Raw genomic sequence first — 15,705 nt, forward strand, 5'->3', positions numbered from 1 at the left:
GGGGTGGGTGTTGTGAACCGGGGTGATGAGGGGGGCGGTGTGAACAGCTCCGACAGCGGGCGCGGTGTGAACACCCGAGCCGAAGAGCGGCCTGTGAACACCCGCAACCTGCTCACCGACAACCCCGAGCTGTACGAGGCACGCTTCCCCGATCCCGACCGGCTGGCCGGGCGCTGGGCCGAGGACTGCCTGCGCCGGCACGATGGCGGACCGCGTGTGCTCGACATCGGGTGCGGTACGGGGCGGGACGCGGAGTATCTGCACCGCGCCGGGCGCGCGGTCACCGGGGCCGATCTGTCCGAGGCGATGCTCGCGCACGCCCGGGAGCGGCATCCGGGGCCCGAGTACGTCAGCGCCGATCTCACCGGGTTCGAGCTGGGCTCCGGCGCCTTCGATGCCGTCGTCTGTCTCGACAGTGCGCTGCTGTACTGCCACACCAACGACCAGCTGGACGGGTTCCTCACCTCCTGTCGCCGCGCCCTCACCCCCGGCGGGCTCCTCGTCGCCGAGCTGCGCAACGGGGCGTACTTCCTCGGGCGTACCGATCTGCTCGACACCCCCGCCGCCGGCGGCTTCGTCTGGCAGGGCACCGCCTACCGGTCCGTCACCACGCTCACCGTGGACCGGACGGCCCAACTCCTGCGCCGGGTACGGGACTGGACGGCCGACGACGGTACGGCGCCCGTCCAACAGCGGTCCGCCTGGCGGCTGTTGTTCCCGCAGGAGCTGCGCCGCGTACTCGCCGCGCACGGATTCGACGTACTCGAACTGCACGACGGCCCCGGCCCGCGCACCGAACCTCCTTGGCAGGCAGGCAAGTTGCCCGGCGAGACCACTGACGCGGACCGATTGCACCTCGTCGCACGACGCCGACACTGACGCAGCCGGCAATCACCGACATTCCCGCCCATGTCTTCCTGAATACGCACCCACTCACCTCTTCTCAGACACCTGAAGGACTCCCATGTACGAATTCCCTGCTCTTCGCCGGCGCGGCTTCCTCGCGGCCGTGGGCGGAACCGCCGCGCTCGGCGCCCTCACCCTCGCGGGCTGCGCCGACTCCACGGACGACACGTCGTCCGACGGCAGCGGCTCCGGCAGCGGTACGCCCAGACGTGGCGGGCGGCTGCGCGCCGCCTTCGCCGGCGGGGGCGCCAGCGAGACCCTCGACCCGCATCTGGCCAGCCTCTTCGCCGACGCGGCCCGCGCCAAGGCGCTCTACGACAAGCTCGCCGACTACGGCGCCGACCTCTCCGCGCAGCCCCGCCTCGCCGAGAAGTGGGAGGCCAACAAGACCCTGGACCGCTGGCAGGTCACCCTGCGCCAGGCCACCTTCCACAACGGCAAGCCGGTCACCGCCGAGGACGTGCTGTACAGCTACCGGCGGATCGCCGACCCCGACCAGACGTTCCGTGCGAAGGCCTCGCTGGAGCCGATCGACCTCGACGCCAGCCGGGCCAAGGGCACGCACGGCATCGAGTTCGTGCTGAAGCGTCCGACGGCCGAATTCCCCAACATCCTCGCCGCGTTCGGCGCGTACATCGTGCCCGACGGCTCAACCGACTTCGACAGCAAGCCTGTTGGATCCGGACCCTTCCGGTTCGTCTCCTTCGCGCCCGGCCGTTCCGCCGTGTTCAGCCGTTACGACGACTACTGGGAGGGCGCCCCGCACCTCGACGAGATCGAGTTCGTCGTCGCCAACGAGGAGTCCGCGCGGATCAACGCACTGCTCGGCGGTCAGATCGAGTACGCCCACGAACTGAACCCGACCACCGCGCGGGCCCACGAGGACAAGGGCCAGATCGAGATCGTGCGGTTGCGCAACAGCGCCATGCAGGGGTTCGCGATGAAGACCGACCGCGCGCCCTTCGACGACAAGCGCGTCCGCGAGGCCTTCTACCTCATCGCCGACCGGCAGGAACTCGTCGACGGCGCACTGTCCGGCGCGGGTGTCGTCGGCAACGATCTGTTCGGGAAGGGGTACGAGTACTACGCCGCCGACCTCCCGCAGCGCGCCCAGGATCTCGACCGCGCCAAGGCCCTGCTGAAGCAGGCCGGAGCCGAGAACCTCAAGGTCACGCTCGACACCTCGGCGGTCGCCGCGGGATTCACCGAGGCCGCCGGCATCTTCCGCGACCAGGCGGCCAAGGCGGGCGTCACGATCGACGTCAAGATGGGCAGCAAGGACTCGTACTGGAGCGACATCCTCGACTCCGGCACGATCTGCTGCTACCGCTCCGGCGCCATGCCCATCGAGGCGCACATCTCGCAGCGGCTGCTCACCGACTCCACCACCAACGCGACGAAGTGGCACCACAAGGACTTCGACGCGCTCTACCAGCAGGCCCAGTCGACGAGGGACAAGACCGAGCGGACCGCCGTGTACGAGCGGATGCAGCGCCGGCTGTACGCCGAGGGCGGGTTCCTGGTGTGGGGGTTCGCGGACTGGATCCTCGGAACCGCCAAGAACGTCAAGGGAGTCGAGGCGAAGGCGCCCGCCAACTCGCTCGACTGGGCGCGGTTCGACAAGGTCTGGCTGGCGTGAGCGGACTGCGCTCCTTCGTCGTCCGGCGGCTGCTCCTCGGCGGCGCGCAGACCGTGGCCGTCGTGCTGCTGGTCTTCGCGCTCACCGAGGCGCTGCCGGGCGACGCGGCCGTCGCACTCGCCGGGGACCAGCCCGACCCGGCGCGTATCGCGGCCATCCGCGAGGCCATGCACCTCGACCGGCCCGCGTACGAACGGCTGCTGGACTGGGCGGCAGGCCTGGCGCACGGGGACTTCGGAACCTCGCTGACCTCCGGGCGCCCGGTCAGCACGTACATCGAGGACGGGTTCGGGCCTACGCTGCTGCTCGCCTCCCTGACGGTGATCCTGCTGGTTCCGTTGGGTGTCGGGCTCGGTGTGCTCGCCGCCCGGCACGAAGGGCGGCTCGTGGACCGGCTCGTCAGCTCGGTCACCCTCAGCGTGTACGCCGTACCGGAGTTCGCGCTCGGCGTGCTGCTGGTGACCGTCTTCGCGCTCCAGCTGGGCTGGCTGCCACCGACCGCCGTCGGCTACGGCACCGACCTGATCGGCCACCCCGCCGCCCTGGTCCTGCCGGTCCTCGTCCTGCTGTCCCGGCCGGTGTGCTCGCTGGCCCGCCTCGTGCGGGCCGGCATGGTCGACGCGCTGAACTCGCCGTACGTCGCCCAGGCACGCCGGTACGGCATCCCGGGTGTCCGCGTCCGGTACGCGCACGCCCTGCCCAACGCCGTCGCCCCGGCGGCACAGCAACTCGCCCGCACCGTCGACTGGTTGCTGTGCGGAGTCATCGTCGTGGAGGCGCTGTACGTGATCCCGGGCCTGGGAACCGTCCTGATGAACGCCGTCGCCGAACGCGATGTGCCGGTGGTGCAGGGGCTGGCGGTGGTCTTCGGCGTGCTCACCGTCGTCCTCAACCTGGGCGCCGACCTCGTCGCCCACCGGTTCGCACCCCGGGCGGGGGTCGCCGCGTGAAGGGGCGCTCGCGTTTCGTGTTCGGGGCCGCCGTCATCGGCGTACCCCTCGTACTCGCCCTGCTCGGACCGCTGTTCGCGGGTGAACCGGGGCCGCGGGCCGTGTCGTTCACGTTCGGGGACGGGCACTGGCTCGGCACCGACTTCGTGGGCCGGGACGTGTGGCAGCAGGTGCTGCACGGCGGCCGGCCGGTGGTGGTGACCGCGCTCGCCGCGACCGCGCTCGCCTACCTCGTGGCGCTGCCGCTGGGCCTCATCAGCGCGCTCACGCACCGCAGTTGGCTGGAGGAACTGCTGATGCGGCCTCTCGACGTGCTGCTCGCCGTGCCCTCGCTGCTGCTGATCCTGCTCGTGGCCTCGGTGTTCGAGCCGGGCGCGGTCGGGCTCGCCCTGCTCGTCGCGCTGGCCAACATCCCCGACGCGGCCCGCATCGTCCGGGCGACGGCGGCGGAGGCCGCCGCCCGCCCGGCCGTCGAGGCGCTGCGCATGCAGGGCGAGACCTGGTGGCGCATGGCCGTCGGCTACGTCGGCCGGTCCATGCTGCGCACCCTCGCCGCCGACGCGGGCATCCGCCTCACCGGCGTGCTGTACCTGGTGGCCACGGCCGCCTTCCTCGGCGTCGGGGTCGAGCCGGACGCCGCCGACTGGGCGGTCATGGTGGACCGCAACCGCACCGGGCTGTTCGTGCAGCCCTGGGCCGTCGTCGTGCCCGCGCTGCTGATCGTCGCGCTGACGACGGGCAGCAACCTGCTCTTCGACGCGGCACTGGACCGGCGAACTGCCGGAAACCGACGTGCCGGTGACAACCGGCGTACTCGTGAGAAGGGACGACAGGCATGAACGCCCCCGTCGACGCTCCTGTCGCCGAGATCGAGAACCTGCGCGTCGAGATCGACGGCCGGCCCCTCGTCGACGGAGTCAGCCTCCGTGTCCTCCCCGGCCGGGTCACCGCCCTGGTCGGTGAGTCCGGCAGCGGCAAGACCACCACCGGTCTGGCCCTGCTCGGCGAACACCCGCCCGGTGCCCGGGTGTCGGGCGAGGTACGGGTGTCCGGCGGGGGGCCGGTCGGGTACGTCCCCCAGCATCCGGCCGCCGTCCTCAACCCCGCCCGCCGGGTGGGCGCCCTGCTCGACGACATCGCCCGTGAACAGGTACGGAAGCTGCCCCGGGCGGCACGCCGAACGGAGGTCCGTGCTCGCGTGCTTCGCTCCCTGGCGAACGCCCAGCTGCACGACGGCGAAACCCTGTTGCGCCGCTACCCGCACCAGCTCTCCGGCGGCCAGCAGCAACGGGTCGTCCTCGCCCAGGCGCTGCTGCTCGGCGCCCGGGTCATCGTCGCCGACGAACCCACCACGGGCCAGGACGCGTTGACGAAGAGCCGGATCGTCGACGAGCTGAGGGCAGTCGCCGCCCAGGGCATCGCCGTGGTCCTGCTCAGCCACGATCTCGACGTCGTCCGCGCCCTGGCCGACGAGGTACTGGTGATGCGTGAGGGCCAGGTCGTCGAGTCGGGCCCGACGGAGCGCGTGTGGCTCGCACCCCGTCACGAGTGGACCCGTGAACTCCTGGCCCAGCAACCGCAGTTCAGTGAGGAAGCCGACAACGGCGTCCGTAGCGTCAGCGACACGGACATCCGAGCCGTCACCCCCCTCCTCCACGTACGCGACCTCACCGCCCGCCACCACCGCACTCAGGTCCTCCGCGTCCCCGAACTCTCCCTGTACCCGGGCGAATGCCTGGCCGTCGTCGGCCGTTCGGGCAGCGGGAAGACCACCCTCGCCCGCTGCCTGGCCGGACTCCACCGGGACCACGACGGCTCGGTGACTCTCGACGGCAGCGCGCTCCCACGCAGCGTGCGCGCCCGCGACCGACGTCAACTGGCCGCCGTGCAGTACGTGTTCCAGGACGCGCGCGCCGCATTCGACGAGTACCGGCCCGTCGTCGACCAGGTCGCGCGTACGGCCGTACGGCTGCGCGGCGCCGACGCCCCGGCCGCCGAGGCGGAGGCGCTCGCCGTCCTCACGGAACTGGGCCTCACCGAGGACCAGACCCGCCGCCTCCCGGGCAGTCTCTCCGGGGGCGAACTCCAACGCGCCGCTCTCGCACGGGCGTTGCTGGCCCGGCCGCGCGTCCTCATCTGCGACGAGATCACCTCCGGCCTCGACACGGTCACCCGGCGCGGTCTCCTCGACGTCCTCGCCGGGCTCCGTCGCGACCGCGACGACCTGTCCGTCGTCCTCATCACCCACGACCTGGACACAGCGGCACTCGCCGACCGGATCGCCGTCATCGACGCCGGGGAAGTGGTCGAACAGGGACCGGTGGCACAGGTGCTGAGTGATCCCTCGCACCCGTTCACGATCCGCCTGCTGGCGGCAACGGCCACGGTGGCCCGCCAGGCCGGGTAGGCCGGGCAGGGGGCTCGTCCTGACCCAGGGCCCACCGGGGAGAAAATGCCTGAGTACGCCGGGGGCGTTCGCTGTACGTTGAGCAGGCGCGCGCCGCAGGTGAGACCTTGTGCGGGCGGGCGTCCGGCGCAAGCGCACTCTCTGTGCACGGCGACGTGGCGCACAGCAGGTATCCCCATTTCAGACCTACTTCGAGGCCTACCCACCGTGTTCCTGACGATCAGCACCACCGGCACCCCGGAACGTCCCGCGACCGACCTCGGCTACCTGCTGCACAAGCATCCCGACAACGCGCAGCAGTTCTCCACGTCCTACGGCACCGCGCACGTCCTCTACCCCGAGGCGTCCGCCGAGCGCTGCACGGCCGCGCTGCTGCTGGAGGTCGACGCGGTGGCGCTGGTCCGGCGCGGCAAGGGCAAGGGGCGCGGCGGTGCGCCGGACGCGGCGCTCGCGCAGTATGTCAACGACCGTCCGTACGCGGCCTCTTCGCTGCTCGCGGTCGCGCTGAGCGCCGTGTTCAGCAGCGCGATGAGGGGCCAGTGCCGGGCGAAGCCCGAACTCCCGGACCAGGCACGCCCGTTGCACATCGAGGTGCCCGCGGTGCCGGCCCGGGGCGGTGCCGAGCTCGTACGTCAGCTCTTCGAGCCGCTCGGCTGGACGGTGACGGCCGAACCGGTCGCGCTGGACACGGAGTTCCCGGAGTGGGGCGACTCGCGGTACGTGCGTCTCGTCCTCGAGGCGGAGACGCTGACCCTCGCCGAGGCACTGCGCCATCTGTACGTCCTGCTGCCGGTACTCGACGACGCCAAGCACTACTGGGTCGCGCCCGACGAGGTGGACAAGCTGCTGCGGGCCGGCGAGGGCTGGCTGTCCGACCACCCGGAGCAGAAGCTCATCACCAGCCGCTACCTGTCCCGCCGTTGGTCGCTGACCCGGCAGGCGATGGAGCGACTGGAACTGGTCCGGCTGGCCGAGGCCGACGACAGCGAGGTCGAGGAGATCGACAACGCGGTCGAGGAGGAGACGGAGGTCGAGGAGAAGCCGGCACCGCTCGCCGTGCAGCGCCGGGACGCGATCATCACGGCGCTGAAGGCGTCCGGCACCACCCGGGTCCTCGATCTCGGGTGCGGGCAGGGCCAGTTGGTGCAGGCACTGCTCAAGGACCCGGCGTTCACCGAGATCGTCGGCGTGGACGTGTCGATGCGCGCGCTCACCATCGCCTCGCGGCGGCTGAAGCTGGACCGGATGGGGGAGCGGCAGGCGGCACGCGTCAAGCTGCTCCAGGGCTCGCTCGCCTACACCGACAAGCGGCTCAAGGGGTACGACGCCGCCGTACTGTGCGAGGTCGTCGAACACCTCGACCTGCCGCGCCTGCCGGCCCTGGAGTACGCGGTGTTCGGCGCGGCCCGCCCCCGGACGGTGCTCGTGACGACGCCGAACGTCGAGTACAACGTCCGCTGGGAAACGCTCCCGGCCGGCCACAGCCGGCACAGCGACCACCGCTTCGAGTGGACGCGGGAGGAGTTCCGCACCTGGGCGGGCACGGTGGCCGAACGGCACGGGTACGAGGCGGAGTTCGTGCCCGTCGGGCCCAACGACCCCGAGGTGGGACCGCCGACGCAGATGGCCGTGTTCACGATGAGGGACGCGAACGAGAAGACGAACGAGAAGACGGAAGAGAAGGAGGCGAAGGCCGCATGAGCAGTGTCGAGAACGTAGCGAACATCGAGAACGTCGAAAGCGCTGAGAACGTCGAGAAGAAGGGACGCGTGCTGCCCGTCACCGACCTCTCCCTCGTGGTTCTGATCGGGGCGTCGGGCTCGGGCAAGTCCACCTTCGCGCGACGCCACTTCAAGCCGACCGAGATCATCTCGTCGGACTTCTGCCGGGGCCTGGTCGCCGACGACGAGAACGACCAGAGCGCCAGCGGGGACGCCTTCGACGTCCTGCACTACATCGCCGGCAAGCGACTGGCGGCGGGCCGCCGTACGGTCGTCGACGCGACCAGTGTCCAGCAGGAGAGCCGCCGCCAACTGGTCGAGCTGGCACGGCAGTACGACGTCCTGCCCATCGCCATCGTCCTCGACGTGCCCGACGACGTGTGCGCCGAACGGAACGCGTCCCGCAGCGACCGGGCCGACATGCCGCGCCGGGTCATCCACCGCCACATCCGCGAACTCCGCCGCTCCCTGCGCGGCCTGGAACGCGAGGGCTTCCGGAAGGTGCACGTCCTGCGGGGCGTGGAGGAGATCGAGAACGCCGAGGTTCGCACCGAGAAGCGCTACAACGACCTGACCCACCTCACCGGCCCCTTCGACATCATCGGTGACATCCACGGCTGCGCGTCCGAACTGGAGTCGCTGCTCGGCACGTTGGGATACGAGGACGGCGTGCACCCGGACGGCCGTACCGCCGTCTACGTCGGTGACCTCGTCGACCGCGGTCCGGACAGCCCGGGCGTACTGCGCCGGGTGATGTCCATGGTCGGGTCGGGCAACGCGCTGTGCGTGCCCGGCAACCACGAGAACAAGTACGGCCGTCACCTCAAGGGCCGCAAGGTCCAGCACACCCACGGCCTGGCCGAGACCATCGAGCAGATGACGGACGAGAGCGACGAATTCCGGGCCCAGGTGCGGGAGTTCATCGACGGTCTCGTCAGCCACTACGTCCTGGACGGCGGGCGGCTGGTGGTCTGTCACGCCGGGCTGCCCGAGAAGTACCACGGCCGTACGTCGGGCCGGGTGCGCTCGCACGCGCTGTACGGCGAAACGACCGGGGAGACCGACGAGTTCGGCCTGCCGGTGCGCTACCCGTGGGCGGAGGACTACCGGGGCCGGGCGGCGGTCGTGTACGGCCACACACCCGTCCCGGAGGCGAGCTGGCTGAACAACACCATCTGCCTCGACACCGGTGCCGTCTTCGGCGGCAAGCTGACCGCGCTGCGCTGGCCGGAACGGGAACTGGTCGACGTACCGGCGGAGCAGGTCTGGTACGAGCCGGTCAGGCCGCTGCGGGCGGAGGCGCCGGGCGGGCACGACGGGCGGCCGCTGGACCTGGCCGACGTGCACGGCCGCAGGGTGGTCGAGACGCGCCACGCGGGCCGGATCACGGTCAGGGAGGAGAACGCGGCGGCGGCCCTGGAGGTCATGAGCCGTTTCGCGGTGGACCCGCGGCTGCTGCCGTACCTGCCGCCGACGATGGCTCCGACGGCCACGTCGCACGTGGACGGCTACCTGGAACACCCGGCGGAGGCGTTCGAGCAGTACCGGGCGGACGGGGTCGAGCGGGTCGTGTGCGAGGAGAAGCACATGGGTTCGCGGGCGGTGGCGCTGGTGTGCCGCGACGCGGAGACGGTTCGGAAGCGGTTCGGTGTGGACGGCGGCGGCGAGGGTACCGGTGGCGGTCCGACCGGGGCGCTGTACACGCGTACCGGGCGCCCGTTCATCGACGACCCGGCGGTGACCGAGGAGATCCTCGGCCGGGTGCGCGCCGCGGCGGACGCGGCCGGCCTGTGGGAGGAGCTGGACACCGACTGGCTGCTGCTGGACGCCGAGTTGATGCCGTGGTCGCTGAAGGCGTCCGGGCTGCTCCGCTCGCAGTACGCGGCGGTCGGCGCCGCCTCCGGGGCGGTGTTCCCGGGGGCACTGGCCGCACTGGAGGGTGCGGCGGCGCGGGGCATCGACGTGGGAGACCTGCTGGCAAGTCAGCGCGAACGGGCGTCGGACGCCTCGGCGTTCACCGCGGCGTACCGGCGCTACTGCTGGCCGACGGAGGGTCTGGAGGGCGTCCGGCTGGCGCCCTTCCAGATCCTGGCGACGGAGGGGCGCAGCCTGGCCGGGCTGCCGCACGACGAGCAACTCGCTCTGCTGGACCGGCTGGTGGAGCACGACGGCACGGGCCTGCTCCAGACGACGCGTCGGCTGTACGTCGACACCGGCGACGCGGAGTCGATTCGGGCGGGCGTGGACTGGTGGCTGGAGATGACCGGGCGGGGCGGCGAGGGCATGGTCGTGAAACCGCTGGGCGCGATGGTGCGCAGCGAGAAGGGACGGCTGGTGCAGCCCGGTATCAAGTGCCGGGGACGGGAGTACCTGCGGATCATCTACGGTCCCGAGTACACCCGGCCGGACAACCTCGCCCGGCTGCGGGGCCGGTTCCTGAACCACAAGCGTTCGCTGGCGAGCAGGGAGTACGCGCTGGGTCTGGAGGCGCTCGACCGCCTGGCGGAGGGGGAGCCGTTGTGGCGGGTCCACGAGGCGGTGTTCGGGGTCCTGGCCCTGGAGTCGGAGCCGGTGGATCCGCGGCTGTAGGGGTTTGCTCGCCCCCGCCCGCCCCTACCCGTCCCATCCCTGGGGGCTGCGCCCCCAGACCCCCCTTACGGCCCTGAACGGGCCTTGTCCTCAAACGCCGGACGGGCTGAACTACTCAGCCTCTCCGGCGTTTGAGGAGCGGGGGTTCGGGGGCGGAGCCCCCGAGGATGGGACGGGTAGGGGCGGCGGGGGCGAAGAAACCCCCGTCAGCCCACCAACCGCAACCTCTCCCCCCCCCCCCCCACCCGAACCGTCTGCCCCCACGTCAACTCCACCGCATCGCTCTCGATCCCGTCCCCGAAAGCGATCAGCCGCTCGGACTCGACGGTGAGGCTCAGCCGGCCGTCCGCGCCGAGTTCACCGGCGACGAGCGACGTCCCGGTCGCCGGAGACGGCCAGGCCTCCCGTACGAACCACACCAGCCGGTCCTCCGTCGGGCCCGGCAGGCGCGGACCGGCCCCGCCCCGTTCCTGCCACACCGATCGCAACCAGCCGCTCGCCCCGGTCCCCGTCCCCACCAGTACCCCGGACGAGGCCTGAGCCTCGACGACACCCCTGTCGCCGTCGAGGCCCAGACGGTAGCGGGCGGTCTGGTGACCGGCGGCGCCGAGGTAGATCTCGTTGAGGGCCAGCAGCCGCTGGGTGTCGTCGGCGACGGCTTCGACCATCGTGAGTTCGGACCCGCCCGTGGCCGGTGAGAGCGCAGAGGGGAGGAGCGCGGCCGCATCCCCGGGGCGATGGCGGACGAGGACGCCCGGATTGCGGCCGGGGTCGGTGTCGATGCCCACCACCGGTTGTCCGGCCAGGTACTTGGCGACGTTCGCCACCAGACCGTCCTGCCCGACCACCACGACGACGTCTTCGGGAGCGAAGAGGAACCGGTCCAAGTCGGCCCGCTCCACCCGGGTCTGACGCCAGGTCAGTGGAATCGCCGCCGTCACCTCCGCCATGGCCCGGCGGGCACGGCGGTGGCGTTCGGCGACCTCCTCGATGTCCCGGCCCCGGGAGCGGAGAAAGAAGGCGGCCTGGCCGTGCGTGCCGTGCCGGGCCACCAACTCCTCGTACTCCGTGGTGCGGTGGACCAGGACGGCCCGCGGAGCGAGACTCACTCCTGCACGCCCAGCTTGGCGAGCAGACCGGTCAGGACGTCCGGTGACACCGTCAGGCTGTCGATCCGCGGGAGGTTCTCCGCGAGCCGGGTGCCCGTCAGGGCGTGCAGCATCGCCACGTCCGCATCGGCGTGCACCCGCAGCCACGCCGCCTGGGCCTGGGCACGGGCCTCGCCCACACCCCGTACGTTCTCGGCCTCCGCCTCCGCCAGCCGTACCGCCCGCGCCGCCTCCGCGTCCGCCCGTACCGCGTCGGCCGCCGCGTACTCCTCGGCCTCCCGGCGGGCGTTCGTACCCCGCTGGTCGACCAACTGCTCCTCTCTGCGGGCGAGTTCGATCTGACTGGCCAGCTCGTTCTCGGCGATGGCGCGCTCGCGCTCGACGGCCACCGCACGGCGTTCGTACGTCGCCCGGTCGGCCTCCTGCTGGATCAGCTCACGGGCGGGGGTGCGCAACGCCCGCTCCACCTCGGGTTCCGGCCGCAGCGCCACCACACGTACCGCCACGACCTCGATACCCGTGGCCGGCAGCCGCGGCTCGGCGCCCAGCCCCGCCGCGACCCGCTCCCGTACCGACGCCACCCCGTCGACCAGCGCGGCCGAGAGCGGCGTACGGGCCAGGACGTCCAGGGCGTGCTGCTGGGCCGTCTCCGTCAGCAGCGTCGCCAGCTGCTCCAGGGGAGCGCCCCGCCAGACGCCCGTGTCCGGGTCGACGGAGAAGTCGAGGCGGGCGGCGGCGAGGGCGGGGTCGCTGACGCGGTAGGTGACGGTCGCCTGGACCGTCACGTCCTGGAAGTCGGACGTACGGGCGTGGAAGGTCATCGCCAACTCGCGGTCGTCGACCGGGACTTCGGAGAGCGTGGCGGTCAGCGCGCGGAACCAGAAGCTGAGTCCGGGGCCGTCGTGGGTCAGTCGGCCGGAGCGGTGATGGCGGATGTGGGCGGTGGGCGTGCCGCGCAGATGGCGCCAGCCGAGGCGCCGGGTGATGTCGGCCATGTGCCTTTGGTCCATCCCCTCGTCCGGTGCGGGGATGCCTGCGAGCAGGTCCTCCACACCACTTGTCGTCATGTAGACGATATTCGGTCCACCCGCTTATCGTCAAGGGGACGAGATGGGGTGGTGATGGGGGGAGTGGTGTGGCGAGGGTTATCCCGCATATCCGCCGATCAGCGGGTGAACGCGGCGCGGAGTGGTCAGGATGGAGACATGGGATTCCATGTCGACTCCGAGGCCGGGCGGCTGCGCCGCGTCATCCTGCACCGGCCGGACCTAGAGCTCAAAAGGCTCACCCCCAGCAACAAGGACGCCCTCCTCTTCGACGACCTCCTGTGGGTGCGCCGGGCGCGCGCCGAGCACGACGGGTTCGCCGACGTCCTGCGCGACCGGGGGGTCGCCGTCCATCTCTTCGGCGACCTGCTCACCGAGGCCCTGGCGATCCCGGTGGCCCGGACGCTCGTACTGGACAGGGTGTTCGACGAGAAGGAGTACGGGCCGCTGGCCACCGACCACCTCCGTGCCGCCTTCGAGAACCTGCCGGCCGCCGAGCTGGCCGAGCTGCTCATCGGCGGTATCACCAAGCGGGAGTTCCTGGCCGCGCACGCGGAACCGACCTCGGTCCGCTTCCACGTCATGGAGCTGGACGACTTCCTGCTCGGCCCCCTCCCCAACCACCTCTTCACCCGCGACACCTCCGCCTGGATCTATGACGGCGTCTCCATCAACGCGATGCGCTGGCCGGCGCGTCAGCGGGAGACCGTGCACTTCGAGGCGATCTACCGGCACCATCCGCTCTTCCGTGACGAAACCTTCCGCCTCTGGTCGGAGGGGCAGGCCGACTACCCCTCCACCATCGAGGGCGGGGACGTGCTCGTCATCGGCAACGGCGCCGTGCTCATCGGCATGAGCGAACGCACCACTCCCCAGGCCGTCGAGATGCTCGCGCACAAGCTCTTCGCCGCCGGGTCCGCCGAGACGATCGTGGCGCTCGACATGCCCAAGGGGCGTGCTTTCATGCACCTCGACACGGTGATGACGATGGTCGACGGCGACACCTTCACCCAGTACGCCGGGCTCGGCATGCTCCGCTCGTACACCATCGAACCGGGCGTCGGCGACAAGGAGTTGAAGGTCACCGACCATCCGCCGGAGCACATGCACCGGGCGATCGCCGCCGCGCTCGGGCTGAGCGAGATCCGCGTCCTGACCGCGACCCAGGACGTGCACGCGGCCGAGCGCGAGCAGTGGGACGACGGCTGCAACGTCCTCGCCGTCGAGCCGGGCGTGGTCGTCGCGTACGAGCGCAACGCGACCACGAACACGCACCTGCGCAAGCAGGGCATCGAGGTGATCGAGATCCCGGGCAGCGAGCTGGGGCGGGGAAGGGGCGGGCCGCGGTGCATGAGCTGTCCGGTGCAGCGGGACGCGGTGACGTAGGGATCTCCGAGGGGCTCAAGAACCTTGGAGAACCGTTGAGAACCTTCGAAAACGTGACCGCATAGAAATGTAAGGAGTCGTATAGACTTCCATTCGTCTACGTCCCGTACGTCCTGCCGGATCACTTGGAGCGCCCCCATGGCGACTGTCCCGACCGCCCTCGCCGGGCGCCACTTCCTCAAGGAGCTGGACTTCACCGCGGCGGAGTTCCGCGGGCTGCTCGATCTGGCCGCCGAGCTGAAGGCGGCGAAGCGGGCCGGGACCGAGACGCGGTACCTGGCGGGGAAGAACATCGCGCTGATCTTCGAGAAGACCTCGACGCGTACGCGCTGCGCGTTCGAGGTCGCGGCGGCGGATCAGGGCGTCTCGACGACGTACCTCGACCCGTCGGGCTCGCAGATGGGCCACAAGGAGTCGGTGAAGGACACCGCGCGGGTGCTCGGACGGATGTACGACGGGATCGAGTTCCGGGGTGACAGCCAGGCCGCGGTGGAGGAGCTGGCGGCGTACGCGGGTGTGCCGGTGTTCAACGGCCTGACCGACGACTGGCACCCCACCCAGATGCTGGCCGACGTGCTGACGATGACCGAGCACAGCGCCAAGCCGCTGACGGAGATCGCCTTCGCCTACCTCGGCGACGCCCGTTTCAACATGGGCAACTCGTATCTGATCACCGGCGCGCTGCTCGGCATGGACGTACGGATCGTCGCCCCGCGCGCCTACTGGCCCGCCGAGAGCATCGTCGCCGACGCGCGGAAGCTGGCGGAGACGAGCGGTGCGCGCCTGACGCTGACCGAGGAGGTCGCGGAGGGCGTCCGGGGCGCCGACTTCGTCGCCACCGACGTGTGGGTGTCGATGGGGGAGCCGAAAGAGGTGTGGGCCGAGCGGATCGCGGCGCTGGCTCCGTACGCCGTGACGATGGAAGTCCTGCGGGCGACGGGGAACGCGGACGTGAAGTTCCTGCACTGCCTGCCGGCGTTCCACGATCTCGGTTCGAAGGTCGGGCGCGAGATATACGAGACGTACGGTCTGGAGTCCCTGGAGGTCACGGACGAGGTCTTCGAGTCGGCGCACTCGGTGGTGTTCGACGAGGCGGAGAACCGGCTGCACACGATCAAGGCGGTGCTGGTCGCCACGCTGGCGTGAGGCGGTTTCTCGCCCCCGCCGCCCCTACCCGTCCCGTCCCTGAGGGCTGCGCCCCCAGACCCACCTTCGCGCTGAACGCGCTCGTCCTCAAACGCCGGACGGGCTGGATGGTCCTACCCTCGGCGCCACTGCGCCGGCACCACCGGCACCCGGAACCACACCGCCTTGCCCGAGTCCGTGGGCCGGTGGCCGCAGGACGAGCTGAGCGTCCGGATCAACAGCAATCCCCGCCCGTGCTCCTGCCAGGGATCCGGCTCCTCCGACACCGGCCGCGTCAGATTCCCCGGCGGCGCCGGGTCGGGATCGTGCACCTCGACCTGGCAACTGGTCGGCAGCAGCTCCACGACCAGCTCTATCGGCGCGTCCCCGGACGTGTGCTCCACGGCGTTCGCCACGAGCTCCGCGGTGAGCAGTTCCGCCGTGTCACTGTCGGCCGCCGCGTGCTCCAGGTCGGCCAGGGCCGTACGGACCAGCGCGCGGGCGACAGGCACCGCCGCGGCGGTGTGCGGCAGGGCGATGCGCCAGGAGGCGGGAGCGGAGGGTTCTTGCAAGGCGGTTCCGTTCATGGAGCAGGATGTCCTGCTTTCAACAATAGGAAGGGTACGGCGCTGTCCGGCCGGGCCACTCGTCGGGCGCCGTGCGGGACCTTCGGCCCCGCTCACCGTTCGACTTACCCAGACCAACGCCCCGTCTCCCACGACCACTCCCACTGTTACCGCGCTATTGACGCCTCGTGACGTGGCCGGATCACGGAAACAGACCGTGACCGACCGCTTTATCGCGCACTCATGACGACAGTCACAGAT

The 15,705-nt window shown here is 71.0% G+C and carries 12 protein-coding genes; 9 read left to right on the forward strand and 3 right to left on the reverse strand.

Going from position 1 to position 15,705, the window contains the following annotated elements:
* Positions 1–93: 93 nt before the first annotated feature.
* The 7 genes from ACH4TV_RS36575 (at position 94) to ACH4TV_RS36605 (ending at position 10,212) form a co-directional block, all read left to right on the forward strand.
* Entirely contained in the window at positions 94–879 is a 786-nt protein-coding gene (locus ACH4TV_RS36575; RefSeq protein ID WP_398405588.1) for a class I SAM-dependent DNA methyltransferase, read from the forward strand.
* An 85-nt stretch (positions 880–964) separates the two neighbouring features.
* Positions 965–2,545: an ABC transporter substrate-binding protein gene (locus tag ACH4TV_RS36580; protein ID WP_398405589.1), complete on the forward strand. Its 1,581-nt coding sequence runs from the start codon at positions 965–967 to the stop codon at positions 2,543–2,545.
* A complete protein-coding gene (locus tag ACH4TV_RS36585; protein WP_398405590.1) occupies positions 2,542–3,495 on the forward strand; it encodes an ABC transporter permease in 954 nt (317 codons plus the stop codon). Before ACH4TV_RS36580 ends, ACH4TV_RS36585 begins: the two co-directional genes overlap by 4 nt.
* Positions 3,492–4,334, forward strand: coding sequence for an ABC transporter permease (locus ACH4TV_RS36590; protein ID WP_398405591.1), 843 nt, complete (start codon positions 3,492–3,494; stop codon positions 4,332–4,334). Before ACH4TV_RS36585 ends, ACH4TV_RS36590 begins: the two co-directional genes overlap by 4 nt.
* Positions 4,331–5,902: an ABC transporter ATP-binding protein gene (locus ACH4TV_RS36595; RefSeq protein ID WP_398405592.1), complete on the forward strand. Its 1,572-nt coding sequence runs from the start codon at positions 4,331–4,333 to the stop codon at positions 5,900–5,902. The genes ACH4TV_RS36590 and ACH4TV_RS36595 overlap by 4 nt, the downstream gene beginning before the upstream one ends.
* A gap of 207 nt (positions 5,903–6,109) precedes the next feature.
* Positions 6,110–7,603, forward strand: coding sequence for a 3' terminal RNA ribose 2'-O-methyltransferase Hen1 (locus ACH4TV_RS36600; protein WP_398405593.1), 1,494 nt, complete (start codon positions 6,110–6,112; stop codon positions 7,601–7,603).
* Complete coding sequence (locus ACH4TV_RS36605) at positions 7,600–10,212, forward strand: polynucleotide kinase-phosphatase (protein ID WP_398405594.1); 2,613 nt, start codon at positions 7,600–7,602, stop codon at positions 10,210–10,212. Before ACH4TV_RS36600 ends, ACH4TV_RS36605 begins: the two co-directional genes overlap by 4 nt.
* Before the next feature lie 206 nt (positions 10,213–10,418).
* Here ACH4TV_RS36605 and ACH4TV_RS36610 read toward each other — a convergent pair whose 3' ends face one another.
* Both ACH4TV_RS36610 and ACH4TV_RS36615 read right to left on the reverse strand, forming a co-directional pair.
* The gene (locus ACH4TV_RS36610; protein WP_398405595.1) at positions 10,419–11,321 is read right to left on the reverse strand and encodes a hypothetical protein; all 903 of its coding nucleotides are present in this window, start codon (positions 11,319–11,321) and stop codon (positions 10,419–10,421) included.
* On the reverse strand, positions 11,318–12,316 hold the full coding sequence (locus ACH4TV_RS36615; RefSeq protein ID WP_398405635.1) for an SPFH domain-containing protein: 999 nt from the start codon (positions 12,314–12,316) through the stop codon (positions 11,318–11,320). The genes ACH4TV_RS36610 and ACH4TV_RS36615 overlap by 4 nt, the downstream gene beginning before the upstream one ends.
* A gap of 210 nt (positions 12,317–12,526) precedes the next feature.
* Here ACH4TV_RS36615 and ACH4TV_RS36620 point away from each other — a divergent pair, with 210 nt between their 5' ends.
* Positions 12,527–13,753, forward strand: coding sequence for an arginine deiminase (locus tag ACH4TV_RS36620; RefSeq protein ID WP_398405596.1), 1,227 nt, complete (start codon positions 12,527–12,529; stop codon positions 13,751–13,753).
* A gap of 138 nt (positions 13,754–13,891) precedes the next feature.
* The gene (argF, locus tag ACH4TV_RS36625; RefSeq protein WP_398405597.1) at positions 13,892–14,899 is read left to right on the forward strand and encodes an ornithine carbamoyltransferase; all 1,008 of its coding nucleotides are present in this window, start codon (positions 13,892–13,894) and stop codon (positions 14,897–14,899) included.
* A gap of 113 nt (positions 14,900–15,012) precedes the next feature.
* Here argF and ACH4TV_RS36630 read toward each other — a convergent pair whose 3' ends face one another.
* Positions 15,013–15,465 carry an ATP-binding protein gene (locus ACH4TV_RS36630; RefSeq protein ID WP_398405598.1) on the reverse strand — a complete coding sequence of 151 codons (453 nt, stop codon included), beginning with the start codon at positions 15,463–15,465 and terminating at the stop codon, positions 15,013–15,015.
* Between the last annotated feature and the right edge of the window lie 240 nt (positions 15,466–15,705).

The sequence above is a fragment of the Streptomyces sp. NPDC020898 genome, from assembly GCF_044333925.1.
In the GTDB taxonomy this organism is placed as follows: domain Bacteria; phylum Actinomycetota; class Actinomycetes; order Streptomycetales; family Streptomycetaceae; genus Streptomyces.

Coding starts and splice junctions, on each gene's coding strand:
- ACH4TV_RS36580 (WP_398405589.1), top strand. CDS start 965: ATGTACGAATTCCCTGCTCTTCGCCGGCGCGGCTTCCTCGCGGCCGTG.
- ACH4TV_RS36595 (WP_398405592.1), top strand. CDS start 4,331: ATGAACGCCCCCGTCGACGCTCCTGTCGCCGAGATCGAGAACCTGCGC.
- ACH4TV_RS36605 (WP_398405594.1), top strand. CDS start 7,600: ATGAGCAGTGTCGAGAACGTAGCGAACATCGAGAACGTCGAAAGCGCT.
- ACH4TV_RS36615 (WP_398405635.1), bottom strand. CDS start 12,316: ATGGCCGACATCACCCGGCGCCTCGGCTGGCGCCATCTGCGCGGCACG.
- ACH4TV_RS36620 (WP_398405596.1), top strand. CDS start 12,527: ATGGGATTCCATGTCGACTCCGAGGCCGGGCGGCTGCGCCGCGTCATC.
- argF (WP_398405597.1), top strand. CDS start 13,892: ATGGCGACTGTCCCGACCGCCCTCGCCGGGCGCCACTTCCTCAAGGAG.
- ACH4TV_RS36630 (WP_398405598.1), bottom strand. CDS start 15,465: ATGAACGGAACCGCCTTGCAAGAACCCTCCGCTCCCGCCTCCTGGCGC.